This is a genomic window from Microbacterium sp. (assembly GCF_052102115.1).
GTDB lineage: Bacteria > Actinomycetota > Actinomycetes > Actinomycetales > Microbacteriaceae > Microbacterium.
Genome location: NZ_JBQDVP010000002.1, coordinates 50518 through 70286, shown reverse-complemented (window position 1 = coordinate 70286; position 19769 = coordinate 50518). Strand labels below are relative to the sequence as shown.

The 19769-nt window shown below is 67.1% G+C and carries 21 protein-coding genes; 14 read left to right on the top strand and 7 right to left on the bottom strand.

The window, feature by feature from the left end; all coding sequences use genetic code 11:
* Positions 1-4: 4 nt before the first annotated feature.
* Complete coding sequence (locus tag ACTICP_RS01150) at positions 5-733, top strand: VIT1/CCC1 transporter family protein (protein WP_054682433.1); 729 nt, start codon at positions 5-7, stop codon at positions 731-733.
* 317 nt (positions 734-1050) lie between these two features.
* Here the strand turns inward: ACTICP_RS01150 and ACTICP_RS01145 are convergent, their stop codons facing one another.
* Positions 1051-1605 (bottom strand): DJ-1/PfpI family protein, encoded by a 555-nt coding sequence (locus ACTICP_RS01145; RefSeq protein ID WP_441888684.1) that lies wholly within the window; start codon positions 1603-1605, stop codon positions 1051-1053.
* Positions 1606-1731: 126 nt separating this feature from the next.
* Here ACTICP_RS01145 and ACTICP_RS01140 point away from each other — a divergent pair, with 126 nt between their 5' ends.
* Positions 1732-2505 carry an IclR family transcriptional regulator gene (locus ACTICP_RS01140; protein ID WP_441888682.1) on the top strand — a complete coding sequence of 258 codons (774 nt, stop codon included), beginning with the start codon at positions 1732-1734 and terminating at the stop codon, positions 2503-2505.
* Positions 2506-2549: 44 nt separating this feature from the next.
* The gene (gene rarD, locus ACTICP_RS01135; protein ID WP_441888850.1) at positions 2550-3464 is read left to right on the top strand and encodes an EamA family transporter RarD; all 915 of its coding nucleotides are present in this window, start codon (positions 2550-2552) and stop codon (positions 3462-3464) included.
* An 11-nt stretch (positions 3465-3475) separates the two neighbouring features.
* Here rarD and ACTICP_RS01130 read toward each other — a convergent pair whose 3' ends face one another.
* Both ACTICP_RS01130 and ACTICP_RS01125 read right to left on the bottom strand, forming a co-directional pair.
* Entirely contained in the window at positions 3476-4078 is a 603-nt protein-coding gene (locus tag ACTICP_RS01130; protein WP_441888680.1) for a response regulator, read from the bottom strand.
* Positions 4075-5283, bottom strand: a complete 1209-nt coding sequence (locus tag ACTICP_RS01125; protein ID WP_441888678.1) for a sensor histidine kinase — start codon at positions 5281-5283, stop codon at positions 4075-4077. The genes ACTICP_RS01130 and ACTICP_RS01125 overlap by 4 nt, the downstream gene beginning before the upstream one ends.
* A gap of 111 nt (positions 5284-5394) precedes the next feature.
* Between ACTICP_RS01125 and ACTICP_RS01120 the strand changes: the two genes are divergently transcribed.
* On the top strand, positions 5395-5949 hold the full coding sequence (locus ACTICP_RS01120; RefSeq protein WP_441888676.1) for a small multidrug efflux protein: 555 nt from the start codon (positions 5395-5397) through the stop codon (positions 5947-5949).
* Positions 5950-6088: 139 nt separating this feature from the next.
* Here ACTICP_RS01120 and ACTICP_RS01115 read toward each other — a convergent pair whose 3' ends face one another.
* Positions 6089-6262, bottom strand: a complete 174-nt coding sequence (locus tag ACTICP_RS01115) for a CsbD family protein (protein WP_441888674.1) — start codon at positions 6260-6262, stop codon at positions 6089-6091.
* A gap of 176 nt (positions 6263-6438) precedes the next feature.
* Here ACTICP_RS01115 and ACTICP_RS01110 point away from each other — a divergent pair, with 176 nt between their 5' ends.
* Complete coding sequence (locus ACTICP_RS01110; protein ID WP_441888672.1) at positions 6439-8508, top strand: MMPL family transporter; 2070 nt, start codon at positions 6439-6441, stop codon at positions 8506-8508.
* 234 nt (positions 8509-8742) lie between these two features.
* Entirely contained in the window at positions 8743-8949 is a 207-nt protein-coding gene (locus tag ACTICP_RS01105; protein WP_441888670.1) for a cold-shock protein, read from the top strand.
* Between the two features lie 37 nt (positions 8950-8986).
* On the opposite strand, the gene ACTICP_RS01100 is transcribed toward ACTICP_RS01105, so the two are convergent.
* Positions 8987-9709 (bottom strand): HAD hydrolase-like protein, encoded by a 723-nt coding sequence (locus tag ACTICP_RS01100; protein WP_441888668.1) that lies wholly within the window; start codon positions 9707-9709, stop codon positions 8987-8989.
* 142 nt (positions 9710-9851) lie between these two features.
* Here ACTICP_RS01100 and ACTICP_RS01095 point away from each other — a divergent pair, with 142 nt between their 5' ends.
* Positions 9852-10229 (top strand): response regulator, encoded by a 378-nt coding sequence (locus ACTICP_RS01095; RefSeq protein ID WP_441888848.1) that lies wholly within the window; start codon positions 9852-9854, stop codon positions 10227-10229.
* A 22-nt stretch (positions 10230-10251) separates the two neighbouring features.
* Here ACTICP_RS01095 and nucS read toward each other — a convergent pair whose 3' ends face one another.
* Positions 10252-10947 carry an endonuclease NucS gene (nucS, locus tag ACTICP_RS01090; protein WP_441888666.1) on the bottom strand — a complete coding sequence of 232 codons (696 nt, stop codon included), beginning with the start codon at positions 10945-10947 and terminating at the stop codon, positions 10252-10254.
* 9 nt (positions 10948-10956) lie between these two features.
* The gene (locus ACTICP_RS01085; RefSeq protein ID WP_441888664.1) at positions 10957-12183 is read right to left on the bottom strand and encodes an MFS transporter; all 1227 of its coding nucleotides are present in this window, start codon (positions 12181-12183) and stop codon (positions 10957-10959) included.
* Between the two features lie 58 nt (positions 12184-12241).
* On the opposite strand from ACTICP_RS01085, the gene ACTICP_RS01080 reads away from it, so the two are divergent.
* The 7 genes from ACTICP_RS01080 to mnhG all read left to right on the top strand — a co-directional run bounded on the left by ACTICP_RS01080 (position 12242) and on the right by mnhG (position 19715).
* Positions 12242-13306, top strand: coding sequence for a LacI family DNA-binding transcriptional regulator (locus ACTICP_RS01080; protein ID WP_441888661.1), 1065 nt, complete (start codon positions 12242-12244; stop codon positions 13304-13306).
* 96 nt (positions 13307-13402) lie between these two features.
* Positions 13403-16348, top strand: a complete 2946-nt coding sequence (locus ACTICP_RS01075) for a Na+/H+ antiporter subunit A (RefSeq protein ID WP_441888659.1) — start codon at positions 13403-13405, stop codon at positions 16346-16348.
* A complete protein-coding gene (locus ACTICP_RS01070; RefSeq protein WP_441888657.1) occupies positions 16348-16944 on the top strand; it encodes a Na(+)/H(+) antiporter subunit C in 597 nt (198 codons plus the stop codon). The genes ACTICP_RS01075 and ACTICP_RS01070 overlap by 1 nt, the downstream gene beginning before the upstream one ends.
* Complete coding sequence (locus tag ACTICP_RS01065) at positions 16941-18494, top strand: Na+/H+ antiporter subunit D (protein ID WP_441888655.1); 1554 nt, start codon at positions 16941-16943, stop codon at positions 18492-18494. The genes ACTICP_RS01070 and ACTICP_RS01065 overlap by 4 nt, the downstream gene beginning before the upstream one ends.
* Positions 18491-19072 (top strand): Na+/H+ antiporter subunit E, encoded by a 582-nt coding sequence (locus ACTICP_RS01060; RefSeq protein WP_441888653.1) that lies wholly within the window; start codon positions 18491-18493, stop codon positions 19070-19072. The genes ACTICP_RS01065 and ACTICP_RS01060 overlap by 4 nt, the downstream gene beginning before the upstream one ends.
* Positions 19060-19329 (top strand): monovalent cation/H+ antiporter complex subunit F, encoded by a 270-nt coding sequence (locus tag ACTICP_RS01055; RefSeq protein WP_441888651.1) that lies wholly within the window; start codon positions 19060-19062, stop codon positions 19327-19329. Before ACTICP_RS01060 ends, ACTICP_RS01055 begins: the two co-directional genes overlap by 13 nt.
* Positions 19326-19715, top strand: coding sequence for a monovalent cation/H(+) antiporter subunit G (gene mnhG / locus ACTICP_RS01050; protein WP_441888649.1), 390 nt, complete (start codon positions 19326-19328; stop codon positions 19713-19715). Before ACTICP_RS01055 ends, mnhG begins: the two co-directional genes overlap by 4 nt.
* The last annotated feature ends 54 nt before the right edge of the window (positions 19716-19769 follow it).

The window sequence follows — 19769 nt, the reverse complement described above, 5'->3', positions numbered from 1 at the left end:
CAATATGGCATCCGACTCAAGCACCACGCCGCATCCCGGCGAAGCCCACCTGCAGAACGTGGGCCAACGTTTGAACTGGCTACGTGCAGGGGTGCTCGGCGCAAACGACGGCATCGTCTCTACCGCGGGTGTCGTCGTCGGTGTCGCTGCCGCTACACCAAACAACGTACTGGCAATCGCGACGGCCGGTATCGCCGCCGTAGTTGCCGGGGCGTTCTCAATGGCTGGCGGAGAGTATGTTTCGGTGAGCACCCAACGCGACACAGAGAAAGCGCTCATCGCAAAAGAACGGTGGGAGCTCGAAACCATGCCCGAGGAGGAGCTTGAAGAACTCACCGAGCTCTATCGACAGCGGGGCCTCTCAGATGACCTCGCACATCAGGTCGCGGTGCAGCTTACCGAGACGGACGCTCTCGCCGCTCACGCAGAGGTCGAACTCGGAATCGACCATGAAGAGTTCACAAGCCCGTGGGCAGCCGCCGTGTCATCGTTCATTGCGTTCGCCGTTGGAGCGCTGATCCCACTCATCATGATCTTGCTCCCCGTCGGCGGACACCGAGTTTGGATCGCAGCCATCGCAGTTGTGATCGGCCTCTTCCTCACCGGTTGGATCAGCGCTGCGCTCGGTGGCGCGCCGCGCGGTCGCGCAATTCTCCGGAACGTGGTCATGGGCTCAGCGACCATGATCGCCACATACGCCATTGGGGCACTCTTTGGCGTGGCCATCGGATAGGCCGCTTCTCGTGATCCGGCCCGCTTTCATGTGCTAACTCATGTGCTACCGACGCTGCTAGGTTGTGAATCGCGGTGCAGTTATCCACAGGTGGGCCTCGCAGAAACCGCGGAATCATGCGGCAGAACGCCGATTCACGATTTCGTGTGCGAGGGGGAACGGATCAGTTCAAGTCCCCCCTCGCGCACGCGAATGAAAGCAGCCCCTCACCAGGGATTTTAGATCCCCGGTGAGGGGCTGCTTTCATCTGGTTCCAACTCCACGATGACTGCGATCGACATCGGCGCTTACCGCCAGACGGCGAGCGAGCGCCGTGCTCAGGACGCCTGGAGCACCTCGAGGAACGCCTTCATCCAGGTGCCGTTGTCGGGCCAGGCGCGCGAGGTGACGAGGTTGCCGTCGACGACCGCCCCACCGTTCTCGAAGACGCCGCCGGCAGTAGTGACATCCACGGCGAGCTCCGGGTATGCAGAGGAGGTTCGACCGTCCAGAACACCGGATGCCGCCAGCAGCAGGGGACCGTGACAGGTGGCCGCCACCGGTGCGTTCTTCTCGAAGAAGTGCCGCACGATGCGCTGCGCGTCGATGTCGTTGCGAAGGTACTCGGGAGCACGCCCACCGGGAACGACGACGGCGATGTAGTCCTCCGGGTTCACATCACTGAGCGCGATGTCGGCATCGCAGGTGTGCCCGAGCTTCTCGGTGTAGGTGCTGAACCCGTCGACGAAGTCGTGCACGACGAACTGCAGCGTGCGCTTCTCCGGAGCGGCGATGTCCACCTCGTACCCGGCTTCCTGCAGACGGTGGTACGGGTAGTACACCTCGAGCGTTTCGGCGGCGTCGCCGGTGATGATCAGAATCCTGTCGGCCATGATGGCTCCTTTCGTCTTGCCCAGAGTCTGCGCTGCCGTGAGCTGAAGCGAGTCTCGTTCTCACCCTGCGCGAATCCGTCGCCGAGAAGCCGCATCTTCCTCGTCATCGCGTGCCTAGGATGAAGCATGGCCACCATCGGTGCGGAGGAGGCGGGCGGGATCCGGTCGGCCGACCGCGCGCTGCGACTGCTGGATGCCGTTGGCAACTCCCCGGGCGGACTCACGGCTGGCGAACTCGCCGAACGGCTGGGCCTATCGAAGGCGACGATCTATCGCCTGCTGAGCACCCTCGCTGAGCGCGACTATCTCGTGCGCACCGAGGCCGCTCGTTACATCCTGGGGCGCGCGGTCGACGATCTCGGTCGCGCGGTGCGCACCCAGCTGGTGGCGACGGCAGAGGTGCGGGGTATCCTCGCCGGAATGCATGACGCGGCCCATGCCCCGGCGTACCTGACGGTGTTCCGCGGCGACGACATCGCGGTGGCGCACGTCGCCGACTCTCCGCAGCACCCTCGCATCGGTCAGTTGCACGTGGGTTTCACTGAGGCCGCTCACGTCACTGCTTTCGGGAAGATCATGCTCACAGAGCGCGATGATGCCGAGCTGCGCAGGTACTTCGAGCGCCATGGGGCCCCGCGCATCGGGCCGAGGTCCGTCACGAGCGAGGCGGGGCTGCGCGCTCAGCTCGATGAGGTGCGCGCGCAGCAGCTGGCCGTCGAAGTCGATGAGTACATGCCGCACCTGGCGTGCATCGCCGCCCCGATTCGATCCCGGTCGGGTCGCACAGTCGGCGCGGTGTCGCTGTCGACTGCGACCGATGACTTCACCTCGCGCGCACACGAACTGGAGAAGATCGTGCGCCGCGGCGCATGGCACGTCTCCAGCAGCATGCCAGCATGACGACGGTGCGACCGCAGCCCCCGCACCCCGAATAGTCTGGTCTCATCACTCGTTCTGACTTCTCCTCGACCGCCGGGCGCGGTGTCGCGGCATCGGTTCTGGCATCCGTTCTGTTCGGCGCAATCAGCCTGCTCGGTGGGCATCTCGACGGATTCACCCCCGTGGAGACCACGGCATGGAGGGTGCTGTTCCTCCTGCTCGCCCTCGGCGCGGTGCACGCATCGACCAGTGCGCGACGGAGGCTGAAGACCATCACGAAGCGCATCGCGCGCAGCCCGAAACTGATCGTGATCGTGCTCCTCAACGCCGCCATCATGTGGGTGCAGCTGTGGGTGTTCATGTGGGGCCCCGCCAACGGGCACGCGCAGGACATCGCGTTCGGGTACTTCCTCCTGCCGCTGGTGATGGTCGTCGTGGGACGCATCTTCTTCCACGACCGCTTGCGCCCGCTGCAGTGGTGGGCGGTTGCCGCCGCCGTCGTGGGCGTCCTCGCGCAGGCGATCATCGCCGGGGGCGTGAACTGGCCGGTGCTGATCATCGCGGGGCTCTATCCGATCTATTTCGCCCTGCGTCGCTGGACCGGCATCGATTCGATGCAGGTGTTCTTCATCGAGATCATCCTGCTCGTGGTGCCCGCCGTCGTCGTGCTCGTCGTGCCCTACGTCGCCGATCCCGACCGAGGCATCCCGACGACCTGGCCAGCCGTTCTGCTCATGGCGATCCTGAGCGCGGTGGCGATGATCTGCTACATCCTCGCCTCCCGGCTCCTGCCGCTGTCGCTGTTCGGCCTGCTGTCGTACCTCGAGCCGGTGCTCGTGCTGGGAGCATCGCTGCTGCTGGGCGAGGTCCTCGGCGTCGCCGACGTGTTCGTGTACGTGCCGATCGTGATCGCGCTGGTGCTGCTGGGTCTCAGCGGGCGCCGACGCCGCCGCGACCACCTCGAAGAACCGCCGCTGTAGAGGAGCGCGGCTCAGATCCAGCCGCGCTCCTCGGCCACCAGCACCGCCTGCTGACGGGTGTCGACGTGCAGCTTCGCGAGCACGGCCGAGATGTGGTTGCGCACGGTTCCCGGTGCGAGTGAGAGGGTGCGCGCGATCTGTCCGGTCGTCTCGCCGCGCCGGCCTGCCCGCAGCACATCGAGCTCGCGATCGGTGAGCGGACTGCGCTCGTCGCTCAGCGCGTCCGCCGCGACCTCGGGGTCGACGTAGCGCGCGCCGGCCGCGACGCGGCGGATGACCTCGGCCACCTCATCGGCATCGCGCGATTTCGGCAGGAACCCGGAAACCCCGGATGCCAGCGCTCGCCGCAGTACGCCGGGCCGAGCATGCCGCGTCACGACGATGCACCGCGTCGCGATGGAACGACTCAAGCGTTCGGCGACCTCGACGCCGTCGAGACCGGGCATCTCCAGATCGAGCAGGCAGATGTCCGGCTCCAGCTTCTCGGCGAGCGCAACCGCCTGCAGCCCGTCGGCGCACTCGGCGACGACGTCGATGTCGTCCTCCAGTCGCAGCAGCGCCGCCAGCGCCGAACGGATCATCGCCTCGTCATCGGCGAGCAGCACACGGATCACCGCGAGACCTCCGCTTCGCTCGGGGCGTCTGGCACCGTGGCGACGAGGTGGAACTCTCCCTTGCCGTGCTCCAGCTGCACGTCGCCGCCGGCCTCGGTCACGCGGCGAGTGATCCCGTCGAGCCCGGATCCGGGGTCTTCGGCAGAGGCGTCGGATGCCGCATCGTTGGCGATCTCGTACCGCCACGACCCGTCGCCCCGCACCAGCGAGAGCCGGGCCCACCTGCCGCCCCCGTGCCGCAGCACATTGGTCGTCGTCTCGCGGATCACCGGTCCCAACACGGATGCCGGCGCCTGGGCCGCATCGGCCGACACCGTGGCATCCGCCGTCGTTCCCGCTGCCCGCAGCAGATCCACGGCGTTGGCGATCTCATCGGACAGCGGCACGCCGCGGAAGCGCATCGCGAGGTCTCGCGTGCCCTGCCGTGCCTCGGCCACGCTGGTCCGTGCCAGCCGGAGCTGCTCGAGCGCAGCATCCGGGTCCTTCTGCAGCAGTCGCTCGGCGAGTTCGAGCTGCAGGGCGATCACCTGCAGATGATGCCCCTGCAGATCGTGCACGTCCGTTGCGACCCGCAGGCGTTCCTGCGTCGCACCGAGACGCGCCTCCGACACCCGGGCGCGGTCGAGCGTGACCAACACGTCCCACCACCACAGCGACAGCACACTCATCACCGGCAGCGTGATGGCGAAGAAGCCGAACAGCCACCAGGCGTTCACGGCCTGGGCATCCATGTTCGTGAACCACGTTCGCCAGTCGATGAACCAGAGAGCGGCGATGATGACCATCGACAGCAGGACCAGCCGCAGGCGCACGCCGCGCGGCCAGTTCAGCAGCGTCAGCGACTGGAAGAGCGGCAGGGCGCCAATGAGCCAGAGTCCGCTGAGCATTCCGCTCAGCACCCCGAACACAACGGCGATGGCGATGGGGAGGACGAACCCGCGCCACCCGACGAACGGCCCGGCGGTGTCGTCACGGTGGCGGTACTGCATCAGCAGCGGCACGCTCGCCGCGCACCAGATGATTCCGCCGACCCCGATCACGGTGAGCGCGCCGAGATCGAGCCCCATGCTGCCGAAGATGGTCAGCCAGATGAACAGCACCATCGCCTGGAAGCCGATGACGCCCGAGGCCGTGTACCACCAGGTCGCCGCGATGCCGCGGTTCAGACGCCGCAACCCGATCGCGGCGGGCGGGACAGTGCTCATGCCCACAGCCTAGAGCCGTGACAGTTGTCACCCCTCTAACGTGCGTAGTGCTCCGAAGGAGGTGACAGGGCGGCACTTCCGGGATGCTGCGCCACGGGCTGGACTGTAATCATGAACCTCATCGAGACATTCCAGAACCTCGTCGCTCAGGTGCCAGAGCTCGTGCAGCCGCTCATCGTCGCGCTCGCCGGAGCCGTGCCCTTCATTGAAGGTGAAGGAGCCGCAGCTATCGGCATCCTCGGCGGCATCCCTCCGGTCATCGCCGCCATCGCCGCCATCATCGGTAACTTCGTCTGCGTTGCGTTGCTCGTGTTTGTGAGTTCCGGCGCGCGCGCTGCCGTCGTGAAACGGCGCCGCTCGACGGCGATGGTCGACGCCAACGGCACGGTCGCCTCGGGTACCGGTGCCGCCAGCATCCCCATGGATGACGGGAACGAGCGCAAGGCGGCTCGCAAGCAGAAGTTCCAGCGGGCCCTCGACCGCTACGGCGTTCCGGGTGTGAGTCTGCTCGGCCCCCTGCTTCTTCCCACCCAGTTCACCGCGACCATGCTGGCCGCGATCGGCGTCGGAAGAGCACGCATCCTCGTCTGGCAGGCCATCGCCATCGTCGGCTGGACGACGGTGCTCTCGCTGCTCGCCAGCGGCATCGTGCACTTCGCGGTCTGAGGTCGCGCTCTCGGACGAGGTCGCGCTCTCGGACGAGGTCGCGCTCTCGGGCGGAACTCACAGCGATGGGCGGAGAATCTTCATCAGATCCTCCGCCCATCGCAGAGTTCTCCGCCCGAAGGCGTGCGGGTTCAGAAAGTCACTTGTCGAAAGCGTCCTTGACGTCGTCTCCGGCCTTCTTGACGTTGGCCTTGGCCTGATCTGCCTTGCCCTCGCCTTCAAGCTTCTCGTTGTCGGTCAGCTTGCCGGCGGCCTCCTTCATGTGGCCGGCCATATCTTCAGCGGCGTGCTTCGCCTTGTCTCCGATGCCCATGATCCATTCCTTCCGGTCGGTGATCAAATGATCCATGAATAAGGTCGCACGACCCCCGAGAAGGTGCCAAGGGGTTGACGAAGGCGCGCGAGGACGTTAGACGGCGGCCTGTGCGATGCCGGAGTCTCCACCTTTTGAGCGATGTCGGATGCTGGGCGCCCTGGTGGGCTGGAATCATGACAGCAACGCGTGCGCGCTTTCCCGACCGACTGACCTCACGACGAGGCGCCTGGGTCTCTCTCGGCATCGTCCTGATCGCCTTCGTGGCCCTGTTCGGCCTGTTCAGCCGAATCGATGCGCCCTCGAGCAACGAGACCGCGCCTGCGGATTCGGAATCGAGCAGCGTCAGCGCCCTGCTCGACGAATTCCCCGATGCCGACGAGCAGTCGGTCATCGTCGTCGCCTCCCGGACGGATGCCGGTGAGCTGACAGCATCCGACATCGACGCTCTCGGCGAACTGGCCCCTGTTCTCGATGAGCACACCGGCTTGGAGTCGTCCTCTCCGAGCGTCAGTGATGACGGCGAGGCGGCGGTGATCGTCACCCCGATCACGGTCGGCGAAGACAACGCCGAGACGGCCGACATCGTCAAGGAGCTGCGCTCTGCGCTGCCGGCCGTCGACGGGCTGACGCTGCAGGTCACCGGCGGGCCTGCCTTCGGCGCCGACATCACCTCATCGTTCGACGGGGCTGACTTCACGCTGCTGATCGTGACGATCCTCATCGTCGCGCTGTTGCTGATCATCACGTACCGATCACCCATCCTCTGGCTGCTGCCGCTCGTCGTCGTCGCGTTCGCCGACCAGCTGGCTTCCAAGGTCACCGGTGCGGTGGGCTCGTGGCTCGACCTGCAGTTCGACGCCGGCATCATCAGCGTGCTCGTCTTCGGCGCCGGCACGAACTACGCGCTTCTTCTCATCTCGCGCTACCGCGAGGAGCTCGCGGTGAATGATGACCACCGTGCCGCGCTGAGCACCGCCTGGCGCAAGACGGTTCCGGCGATCGTGGCCTCCAACGTCACTGTCGTGCTCGCGCTGCTGACGCTCGCCCTCGCGGTGATCCCCGGCACTCGCGGGCTCGGGATCTCGTCTGCGGTGGGCCTGTTGATAGCGCTCGCTGCGGTGCTGCTCGCTCTGCCGCCGCTGCTCGCGGTGTGCGGACGCAAGGTGTTCTGGCCGTTCGTGCCGAAACCCGCCTCGGCAGCGGAGCCGGGTCGCCCGAAGCGTGATTCGGTATGGCACCGCATCGCTACGCGAGTGATGAAGCGCCCCGTGGTGAGTCTGGTGAGCGGCCTCGCATTGCTCGCTGTGATGGCCACCGGTCTCATCGGCACGACGGTCGGGCTCGATCAGGTCGAGAAGTTCCGCGTGCAATCGGAGTCGGCCGCCGGCCTCGAGGTGCTCGCCGAGCATTTCCCGCCCGGAGAGTCGCAGCCGATCTTCGTCGTCTCGAACTCCTCGCACGCCGACGAGGTGATCGACGCCGTCGACGACCTCGACGGCGTGGTGCGCGCACATCCGACCGGTGAGACCGACGACGGCGAGCTGACCCGGATCATGGTCACCGGAGAGTATGCGCCGGGCACCACCGAGAGCCTCGATCTTGTCACCGAACTGCGCGAAGTCGTGCACGACGTTCCCGGTGCCGACGCGCTGGTCGGCGGCGCGACCGCCACCGACCTCGACGCCCGTGCCGGCAACCAGCAGGACCTGCTGGTGATCGCCCCGCTCGTGCTCGCCGTCAGCTTCATCGTGCTGCTCGTGCTGCTGCGATCGATCGTCGCCCCGATCGTGCTGCTGCTGGTCAACGTGGCCAGCGCCGCCGCGGCGATCGGCGTCGGGTCCTGGCTGAGCCGGGTGCTGTTCGACCAGCCGGCCCTCGACCTGCAGGTGCCGCTGCTGGCGTTCCTCTTCCTCGTGGCACTGGGCATCGACTACACGATCTTCCTCGTGCATCGTGCCCGGGCCGAAGCCGAGGTGGTGGGCACGCGCGAGGGGATGGTACAGGCCGTGTCGCACACGGGTGCCGTGATCACCAGCGCCGGCATCGTGCTGGCCGCGGTGTTCGCAGCGCTGGGCGTGCTGCCGCTGGTGACCCTCGGCCAGCTCGGACTGATCGTCGGAGTCGGCGTCGTCGTTGACACCCTGGTGGTGCGGACGGTCATCGTGCCGGCACTGTTCGGCGTTCTCGGCGACCGGATCTGGTGGCCCCGGAAGGTCGCGCAGGCCGGCATTCGAGAATCCTGAGATTTGTCCCCCAAATGGGGGACAAGCAGGACCGACGTGAGTTAGTCTGTTTTTGACGCACCCTCCGGTCGTCTTTGGCCCTCATCGCTCCCCCCGCGATGAGGGCCGTCCTCTTTCCGAGGCTCGTGCAACATTTGGATTACCATCTGGTCACAGCTGTTCCGCTCCGGGCACGCCCAGATAATGTGGGCATCGTCGGGGGACCCCGGCGACATTCCAGCAGAACGGCAGTACATGAGCACCCAAGGCACGGTCAAGTGGTTCAACTCGGAGAAGGGCTTCGGCTTCATCTCCCCCGATGACGGCGGCGCTGACGTCTTCGCGCACTACTCCGCCATTGACGCAAGCGGCTACCGCTCACTCGACGAGAACCAGCGCGTCGAGTTCGATGTGGCGCAGGGCCCTAAGGGCCTGCAGGCCGAGAACATCCGCCCCGTTTAAGGGCTGATACCCACCGCACTCCCCGTCCGGGAGCACGTTACCCGCGTGCCTCGGCGGGGAGTGCTGTGGTTTCTGAGGGGTTCTCGGTGCCCGTTGGCAGGAGCAGTGCGCGCAGTGCGGTCGCATCGGCGGCGCGGAACGCCGCGGGTTCGCCCTCGGCATCCGCTCCGAAACCCCACTCCGAGAAGATGACCGGGATGCCGAACTCTGCCGCACCCTCGACGTCGTGGTGGCGGTCGCCGATGAGCACGGGGCGCGACGTGTCGGCGCCGGCGGCCTCGAGGCGTTCGAGTGCCCACCCGATCACATCGGCTTTGCCGTCGCTGCGCCCGACCTCACCACTGCGCGCGCCGGAGACTGCGGTGAACAGCTCGAGCAGATCGTTGTGTTCGAGGATCGCCCGCACCTGATTCTCGGGCTTCGTGCTCGCTGTCGCCTGGGGGATGCCGACCGCGGCCACCGCACGGATCACATCCGGGACCCCCGGGTAGATGTTGACGGACGCCGCGTACCCGTCGCGCGCAGCGAGCGTGCGGTACCGGGTCAGCGCCTCGGCGGCGTTCTCGGGGCTCAGGCCCGCAAGCGTCTGGAACGATTCGTACATCGGCGGCCCCACCCAGCGCGCCATGGATGCCGGATCCGGCGCGGGCAGGTCGAAGGACGCGAGAACCTCGAGCAGCCGCGGGAAGATACCGGGCGTCGCATCGGCGATGGTGCCATCGACATCCCAGAGCACGCAGGAATAAGGGGAATGGGGCATGGCTCCAGCCTATGCGGCACTTCTGCTGCATCGATTCGCCATCGTGACCGTCCCCCACAGAACGTGTCCTGGCCGTCGGCGTACTCGCACTTCGCGTGACAACGTGGAGATCTAGGACGACAATGACGATGTGTTCGTGTCGATGGATGTGGTGACGATGCTCGCGAGTCTCGCGACGATTCTTGTCGCGCTCTTCGCTGGGTTCGCATGGATGATGCGCCGAATGGACGCCGGCTTCGCCGCGCAGGAAACTCGAATGGACGCCGGCTTCGCCGCGCAGGAAACTCGAATGGACGCGCGCTTCGCATCGCAGGAAGCCCGGTTCGATGCGAGATTCGCTGATCAGGGTGCGCGGTTCGACGCGAGGTTCGCAGCTCAGGACGCGCGATTCGACGCCGTCGACGCGCGCTTCGATCGTGTCGATGGCCGTTTGGATCGCGTCGAGCAGGAGCTGACCGAGGTGAAGATCGCGATCGCCCGCCTGGAAGGACCGGCGACACGGCTCGTCATGAGACGTTGACCGGACCCGGTGTCGATCCGCGTCAGAACAGGCGAGGCACCCCGGACTCGATGCCCTTCATCTCGTCGTAATCGAGCACGAGGCAGCGGATGCCGCGATCCTCGGCGAGCACGCGGGCCTGCGGCTTGATCTCCTGTGCGGCGAAGACGCCCTGCACCGGAGCGAGGTGCGGATCGCGCCCGAGCAGCTCGAGGTACCGCGTGAGCTGTTCGACGCCGTCGATGTCGCCGCGGCGCTTGATCTCCACTGCGATGGCGGCGCCATCGGCATCCCGAACCAGAAGGTCGACCGGCCCGATCGCCGTCGGATACTCGCGCCGCACCAGCGTCGCGCCCTCGGAGACCAGCGAGACCTGCTCGGCGAGTAGCCGCTGCAGGTCGTCTTCGACGCCGTCCTTCTGCAGGCCGGGGTCGACGCCGAGCTCATGCGCAGAATCGTGCAGCACCTCATAGATCTGCACCCGCAGTGCATCGCCGGTCTTCTTATGCGTCACGCGCCACACATCGACGACGCCGGCGCTCGCCTCTTCTTCACCGGGCTCTTCGGTGACCAGGGTGCACGGCGGGCTCATCCAGTTCAGCGGTTTGTAACTGCCGCCGTCGGAGTGCACGAGCAGGCTGCCGTCGCCCTTGTGCACGAGCAGACGGGTGGCGAGGGGCAGGTGGGCGTTGAGCCGTCCGGAGTAGTCCACGGAGCAGCGGGCGATGACGAGGCGCACCTGACGAGCCTACTTCTTCGACGCTGCGGCGGTCGTATCCAACGGCTTGGCCGCCCCGGAGGCGAGGCCGGAGGCCGCGACCAGCGCGACGAGGATGAACAGCGTGTTCAGCAGTCCGATCTGCTCGCTGATCAGGCCGAGCACCGGCGGGCCGCCGAGGAAGGCGATGTACCCGATGGTCGCGGCGGCGCTCACTCGTGCCGCCGCCTTAGTCGGATCATCTGCCGCCGCAGACATGCCGAGCGGGAAGCCGAGCGAAGCCCCGATGCCCCAGAGTGCCGCGCCCACGAACACGAACGGCAGCGACGGGGCAAGGATGTACAGCAGGATGCCGCCTGCCGCAGCGACCGCGAGCACGCGCAGCACCGCCACCCGCCCGAACCGGTCGACGAGCGGGCCGCCGAAGATGCGCACCACGGTCATGCACACCGAGAAGACCGTCAGCGCCGCAGCCCCCATCGCGGTACCGCCGCCGTGATCCTCGGCCGTGCCGAGCGCCAGCCAGTCGTTGGCTCCGCCCTCGGCGAACGACATCCCGAGCATCACGACGCCGAGGGCGTACGTGCGCGGCTCGCGCCAGGCCGACAGGGCGACGTGCATCCGCTCGCGCCAGTGCGGCTTCTCGCCCTGCTCCTCGGGGTCGAGCACGGCCTCGCGACCCGGCACATTCGCGATGCACACGAACGCGGCGATGAGGATTGCGCCGGCGATGACCGAAGCGTGTGCGACGACGGCGATGTGAGCCTGCGCGGCAGCCCATCCGAGACCCGCGCCGATGACGGTGCCGAAGCTGAAGAACGCGTGGAACAGCGGCAGGATCGTCTTCCCGGCCTCCTGCTCGATGGCTGTCGCCTCGACGTTCATCATGACATCGAGCCCGCCGTTGCCGAGTCCGAACAGTGCGAGTCCGATGATCACGACGACGAAAGAGGCGAGCACCGTCGTCCCGATGCCGATGAGCGCGATGCCGATGGACACGGTGATCATCGTCATCAGCATGCCGCGGCGTGCACCCGTGCGCGCCATCACGGCGGGGCCGGTCGAGATGCCGATGATCGAGGCGACGCCCATGCCCAGCAGCAGGAGTCCGATCTGGGTGTTGTCGATGTCGAGCGCGCTCTTGATGTCGGGCACGCGTGACGCCCAGGTCGCGATCGACGCGCCGCTGGCGAGGAAGATCGCGAAGACGGCGTTGCGCCACCGGAGGTACTGGGAGCGCGTCAGCGTGGAGTCCATGCGCAGAGCCTATCGAATCGATTCGATGATCGAAACTCGATGCGGCTATCCTCGGATCATGACCACTCCATCCGCACCGCGCCGGGCGACGCTCTCCGACGTCGCGCACGAGGCCGGTGTGTCGACCTCGACGGCGTCGGTGGTGTTCAGCGGCAAGACGAAGGTCTCGGATGCCACGCGCGAGCGCGTGCTCGAAGCGGCCGCCGCGCTCGGGTACGCGGGCCCCGATCCGATGGCCGCGTCGCTGCGTCGCGGCCGGAGCGGCATCGTCGCCGTCGTACTGGAGGGCCAGCTGCGCGACGCCTTCCTCGATCCGGTGACGCTCCCGATGATGGACGGAATCACCGACGGGATGGCCTCACTAGGAGCAGGCCTCCTGCTCCTGCGTGACGAACCGGGCGACGACGGCGTCTCGACGCTCACGACGGCGCCGGTGGATGCCGCGGTCCTCATCGGATGCTCTGGTCGCACGCGCGCGTCGCTCGATGTGGTGCGGGGCCGAGGGCTGCCGGTCGTCGTGATCGAAGGTGACGCGGGAGAGGGCGTCCCGCGCATCACCCTGGACAACCGGGATGCCGCGGCCGAGGTCGCCCGGCACGTGCAGCAGCTCGGCCACACGCATGTCGTCGCGCTGACGCTGGCGACAGACAGTCGGCGTGAACGCGGCACGATCGATACCGAGCGGCTTGCGCGCGCGACCGTTGACGTCACGATCGACCGCCTTGCCGGCGTGCGCGACGTCTACCCCGGCGCGACCGCCGTCTCGGCGGCGACGAGCTCGATCGACGAGGGCGTGATTGCCGGTCGTGCGCTGCTCGCCGATCCTGCCACGCGCCCGACTGCCGTCCTCGCGCAGAGCGACCTGCTCGCGGCGGGCGTGATCCGCGCTGCGGAGGAGCTCGGCCTGAGCGTGCCCGAAGACCTCAGTGTCGCCGGGTTCGACGGCATCCGCGTCGACGGCATCGGCGAGCATGTGCTGACGACCATGGTTCAGCCCGCGGTCGAGAAGGGCAGAGCCGCCGGCGAACAGGTGACGCGGATGCTGCGTGGCGAACCGGCCGCCTCACTGCATTTCACGTGCCGATTCCGTGCGGGAACGACGACGGGCGCCCCCGCGGACTGAGCACTTCCGTTCCAGGTGGTTCCCTCCGGCGGGTAAACTAAGAGAAACCTGCCCGCCTGCGCCTCTCTAGGCCGACGAGCCATTGAGGAGCCGCCGATGATCGTGCTCCTTGCTGTGTTCCTCGTGGGAGCCCTCGTTCTCCCCGCGTTGGTGCGCTGGCTGGGAGCTCAGGCGTTCGCGATCGCCGCGCTCATTCCCGCAGCGGCATTCATCCACGCGCTGGTGATGACGCCGCAGGTCCTCGCAGGGGATCCGGCGCCGTTCGAGAGCGTCTCCTGGATCCCGCAGCTCGGTCTGAACCTCTCCATGCACATGGACGTGCTGGGCTGGGTGCTCACCCTCATCGTCACCGGCGTCGGCGCGCTGGTGCTGCTGTACTGCCGCTGGTACTTCTTCGACGACACCACCGAACTCGGCCAGTTCGCCGGCGTTCTGCTCGGTTTCGCCGGCGCGATGTACGGTCTGGTGCTCACCGACGACATCGTCATGCTCGTGATGTTCTGGGAAGTCACCAGCATCCTGTCCTACCTGCTCATCGGCCACTACCGGCGCCGCGCCGCCAGCCGCCGTGCAGCTCTGCAGGCGCTGCTGGTGACCACGCTGGGTGGTCTGGTGATGTTCGTCGGCGTCGTCCTGCTGGCGGTGGATGCCGGAACCACCAGCATCATCGACATCCTCGAGATCAGGCCGACCGGCCCGATGGTGGATGCCGCGATCGTGATGCTTCTGGTCGGGGCGCTGAGCAAATCGGCGATCTTCCCGTTCCATTTCTGGCTTCCGGGAGCCATGGCCGCTCCGACACCGGTGAGCGCGTACCTGCACGCCGCGGCCATGGTGAAGGCCGGCATCTACCTGATCGCCCGCTTCGCCCCGATCTTCGCGCTGTACGAACCCTGGCGCCCGATCGTCATTTCGCTCGGGGTGCTCACCATGCTGCTGGGCGGCATCCAGGCGCTGCGCGAGACAGACCTCAAACGCGTGCTCGCCTTCGGCACGGTGAGTCAGCTCGGCTTCTTCGTCGTCATGGTCGGCTACGGCACGCAGGCCGCAGCCCTCGCCGGTCTCGCGCTGGTCATCGGTCACGCGCTGTTCAAGTCGGCGCTCTTCCTCATCGTCGGCATCATCGACCGTCAGCTCTCCACTCGTGACATCAACGAACTGTCGGGAGTGGGGCGCCAGGCACCGGTGATGGCGACCGTGGCATTCATCTCGGTGGCATCGATGGCGGGCATCGCGCCCACCATCGGATTCGTGGCGAAAGAGTCTGCGCTCACCGCACTGCTCGACGACGCCATCGGGGGTTCCGTCTGGGGCCTGGTGGCGCTGATCGGCGTCATCCTCGGTTCCATGCTCACTGCGGCATATGGGGCGCGGTTCCTCTGGGGCGCGTTCTGGCGCAAGCGCGATGCGCAGGGCGAACGCGTGTCGGACACGGTGTGGCCCGACCCGCCGGTCGGGTTCCTCTCGGCACCGATCATCCTTGCGGGCGTCACACTCGCCGCGGGGCTCGGCGCCCCCGCTCTGGACATCGCCCTGCAGGGCTATGCGGTCACGGCGCTGCCAGGACTCGATGCCGCAGGTCTGCCGACCGAGGGGCCGGGGCACCTCGCGCTCTGGCACGGGTTCGAGCCAGCCCTGGGCATCTCGGTGCTGTCGATCCTGCTGGGGATCGCGCTGTTCGTGCTCAGCCGCCGCACCGGCTGGGACGCCAAACCGCGCCTGCTCCGATTCACCGCCGCCGACGTCTACGCGCTCGTCATGCGGGGCGTCGACCGGCTCTCGGTGATCACCACCACTCTGACCCAGCGCGGTTCGCTGCCCGTGTACGTCGGCACGATCTTCGTCGTGGTCGTCGCCGCCGAGGTCACCGCTTTGCTGGCCAGCGACGTCGATCGGATGAATCTGTCTGCGTGGCACACCCCCACGCAGATCGCCGTCGCTCCGATCATGGCGATCGCCGCGGTGTTCGCTGTCCAGGCCCGGAAGCGTTACACCGGAGTCGTGCTCGTGTCAGTCACCGGCCTCGGCATGGTCGCACTGTTCGCGACGAGTGGCGCCCCGGATCTCGCCCTGACACAGGTTCTCGTCGAGACGGTCACCATGGTGACCTTCGCGCTCGTGCTGCGGCGGCTGCCGTCGCGCATGGGCGAGCACAACGCCTCGGTCTCCCGCATCCCCCGTGCCCTCCTTGCGATCGGCTCCGGGCTGACGATGGCCTTCGTGGTGATCGTCGCGACGCAGTCCCGGGTCGCGGACCCCATCTCGATCGCGTTCCCCGACCTCGCCTACGAGATCGGGCACGGCCAGAACGTGGTCAACGTCGCCCTGGTCGACCTCCGCGGCTGGGACACCATGGGTGAGCTGTCCGTCCTCGTCCTCGCTGCGACCGGCGTGGCATCCCTTGTGTTCGTCACCCACCGTGCCGATATGCTCGCGGCCCGTCCGTCGCTGCCCAAGCGCGTCCGTCGCAGGGCGCGGATCATGCCGCTCGTCGAGACGACAGAGGGCGTGCGCTTCCAGACGGCCGACAACCGCACGAGCCCGCGCGCCTGGCTGATCGGGGGCCAGCGGATGAAGCCCGAGAACCGATCGATTCTGCTCGAGGTGATCGTCCGCATCCTGTTCCACACCATCATCGTCGTGTCGATCTTCCTACTGTTCGCTGGGCACAATCAGCCCGGTGGCGGGTTCGCCGGCGGGCTGGTCGCCGGCATGGCGCTGGTGATGCGCTACATAGCCGGCGGACGCTGGGAGCTGGGCGCCGCCGCCCCGACGGATGCCGGTCGCCTGCTGGGTGCGGGTCTCATCCTCGCGGTCGGAACCGCCGTCGTGCCGCTGTTCTTCGGGCTTGCCCCGCTGACGAGCACCTTCTGGGAGTGGGAGATCCCCGGCATCGGGCACATGGAGTTCGTCACCTCGACCATCTTCGACGTCGGCGTCTACCTCGTCGTGATCGGCCTCGTACTCGACGTGCTGCGCAGCCTCGGCGCCGAGGTCGACCGGCAGGCGCAGGAGATGCGTACGCGGGGGGTGACCATCTGATGGATGTCTCGCTCACCCTCATCATCGTGATGGCCGTCCTGTTCGCCGCCGGAGTCTACGCGATGCTCGAACGCAGCCTCACCCGCGTGCTCATCGGCTTCATGCTGCTCGGCAACGCGACGAACCTGCTGCTGTTGATTGTTATGGGTGTGCCCGGCAACGCGCCCTTCTTCGGCTACAGCGACCTGAGTGATCCGCTGCCGCAGGCGCTGACCCTCACCGCGATCGTCATCACATTCGCTGTGACCGCGTTCCTCCTCGCCCTTATCTACCGCTCCTGGCAGCTCGGCCAGGCCGATACGGTCGAAGACGACGATGCCGACATCGCCCTGCGTGAGCGCACGGATGCTGACGAAGACGTCCTCGACGATGAGGACGACACCGACGATGAAGAGGCCACGACCGACTTCGTAGACGTGCGCACCGCGCCGATCACCGTGCTGCACATGCGCGACCACCCGGCGATCCACGACGACGCGCCGGTGAACAAGGTGTGGTCCCGGAAGGACGAGTCTGCGAAGGACAAGTCTGCGCCGTCCTCGACCGAGACGTCGACGGACGAGCCCGCCGACGGCGAAGGCGAGGATCGCCCATGAGCGCGCTGGTCCCGCTTCTCGTCGCGATCCCGCTGCTGGGCGCGGCCATCACTCTCGTGTTCGGGCGCAGCCCGCGGCTGCAGGTCTTCGTCACGGTCGCCAGCCTCGCTGCGGTAGCGGTCATCGCGGCCGTGATGCTGATCGCCGTGGACCAGGGGGCACCGCTGGCCGTGTCCGTCGGCGGGTGGCCCGTGCCGTTCGGCATCGTGCTGTACGTCGACCGGCTCGCGGCTCTGCTCGTGCTGATCTCGAGCATCGTGCTCGTTGCGGTCCTGCTGTTCTCGATCGGACAGGGTGCCGCCGATGGCGCCGACGAGACCCCCATCTCGATCTTCAACCCGTCGTACCTCATCCTCGCCGCCGGCATCTTCAACGCCTTCATCGCGGGTGACCTGTTCAATCTGTACGTCGGTTTCGAGATCCTGTTGGTTGCGTCATATGTGCTGATCACGCTCGGCAGCACCGAGTCGCGCATCCGCACCGGCGCGGTGTACATCGTCGTCTCGCTCGTCTCGTCGATCCTGTTCCTCGCCGCGATCGCGATGATCTACGGTGCGCTCGGCACCGTGAACATGGCGCAGATCGCCGAACGGATGTCCGAGCTGCCGCAGGACACCCAGCTCGTACTGCACCTTCTGCTGGTGGCGGCGTTCGGAATCAAGGCCGCCATCTTCCCGGTGTCGTTCTGGCTGCCCGACTCGTACCCGACAGCGCCCGCGCCGGTCACCGCGGTGTTCGCTGGGCTGCTGACCAAGGTCGGCGTGTACGCGCTGATCCGCACGGAGACCCAGCTGTTCGCCAGCAACGACATCAATATGCTGCTGATGATCATCGCCCTGGCGACCATGGTCGTCGGGGTGCTCGGCGCGGTCGCGCAGGCAGAGCTCAAACGCATCCTGTCCTTCACGCTCGTCAGCCACGTCGGATACATGATCTTCGGCCTGGCGATTGCGACGCCCGAGGCGATCGGCGCGACGGTCTATTACATCGTCCACCACATCATCGTGCAGACGACCCTGTTCCTCGCGGTCGGGCTCATAGAGCGAAGAGCGGGGAGCACCTCGATCCTGCGTGTGAAGGGGCTGCTGAAGGCGGCGCCCCTCCTGGCCGTGCTGTACTTCGTGCCGGCCATCAACCTCGGTGGCCTGCCGCCGTTCTCCGGGTTCATCGGCAAGTTCGCGTTGTTCGACGCCGCGGCATCCGTGGGCACTCCGATCATGATGGTGCTGATCTTCGGCGGCATCCTGACCTCTCTGCTGACTCTCTATGCGCTGATGCGGGCCTGGAACCTCGCGTTCTGGCGCGAAGAAGAGGACTCGACTGAGACCGACGGACGCGTGTCGTACCTCGGCAACGCACCGGCGGCCGACGACCACCAGGAGCGTCGTCGCATCCCGAAGATCATGACGGTCGCCACCGGCGGAATGGTCGGCGTCACGCTGATGCTGACCATCTTCGCTGGCCCGCTGTACCAGCTCTGCGCCGGGATCGGCGAGTCGCTGCTGCAGCCGGTCAACCTCGTCCAGCTCGAAGAGGAGGTGAACCCGTGAGTCCCGACAGCCCCCGCTCGATTGCGCGCGACATCGCTCTGCAGCTGCCGTTCCTCGCGTGGCTCATCGTGCTGTGGATGCTGGTGTGGAACCAGTTCACCGTCCTCTCCTTCGTCAGCGGCCTCGTCGTCGCCGTCTTCGTCACCCGTGTCTTCCGGTTGCCGACGGTCGAGCTGTCCGGGCGAGTGAACGTCTGGTACGGGGCACTGTTCATCGTGCAGTTCCTCTGGGCGATCGTGCACGGCGCCGTCGTCGTGACCATCCAGGTGTTCGACTTCCGTCGCCAGCCGGGGGCGGCGATCATCGCCGTTCCGCTGAGGTACCCCGACGACCTCATCATGACGCACGTCTCGGTGACCTCCTCGCTGATCCCCGGGTCGCTCGTCGTCGATACCGATCGGGATCGCGGCATCCTCTTCCTGCACATCATCGGGGTGCGCAACCTCGAGGAGGTCGAGCACCAGCGGCAGATCGTGCTGCGGTGGGAGCAGCGCATTGTGCGAGCGATCGGCAGCCCGGCGCAGTATCGTGCGCTGAAGGCCGACGAACGGGCAGGAGGTGCGCGATGGACTGGCTGATGATGGCGATCGTCGTCGTGTTCGGGCTCGCGGCAGTGCTGACGGTCGTCCGCATCATCCGCGGGCCGTCGATTCTCGACCGTGCCGTAGCATCCGACGTTCTGCTCACCGAGGTGATGTGCGTGCTCGGGGCAGAGATGGCGATCAACGGGCACACCCGCAGCATCCCCGTGCTGCTCATCATCGCCGCCGTGGGAGTGTTCGGCTCCATCGCCGTTGCCCGGTACGTCGCACGGAGGGACAACACGACCCCATGAACCTGCTCGGACTCGAGATCCCGGATGCCGTCATCGACGTGTCGGTGCTCGTGCTGATCCTGCTCGGTGCGGTGCTGTGCCTGTCGGCCGCCGTGGGGCTGCTGCACTTCCGCGCCGTCCCGTCTCGGCTGCACGCGGCGACCAAGCCTCAGGTGCTCGGGATCGTGCTGATCTGCCTGGCCGTCGCGCTGTCGCAGCGTTCAATCGGCGGGATCTTGCTGGGGCTCGCGCTGGTTGCGCCGATCGTGCTGATGCAGTTCGCGACCGCACCGTTGTCGGCGCACATGGTGGGGCGGCAGGCCTACCGCAACGGCACGCCGGAGGAGCGCACGCTCGTCGTCGACGAGCTGGCGGAGTCGAAGGAGACCCCGCCAGCGGCCGGGTAGCCGGCGGGCCAGCTGGCGCGGGGGTAGATAGCCCACAACTCCGCAGAGTTCCGC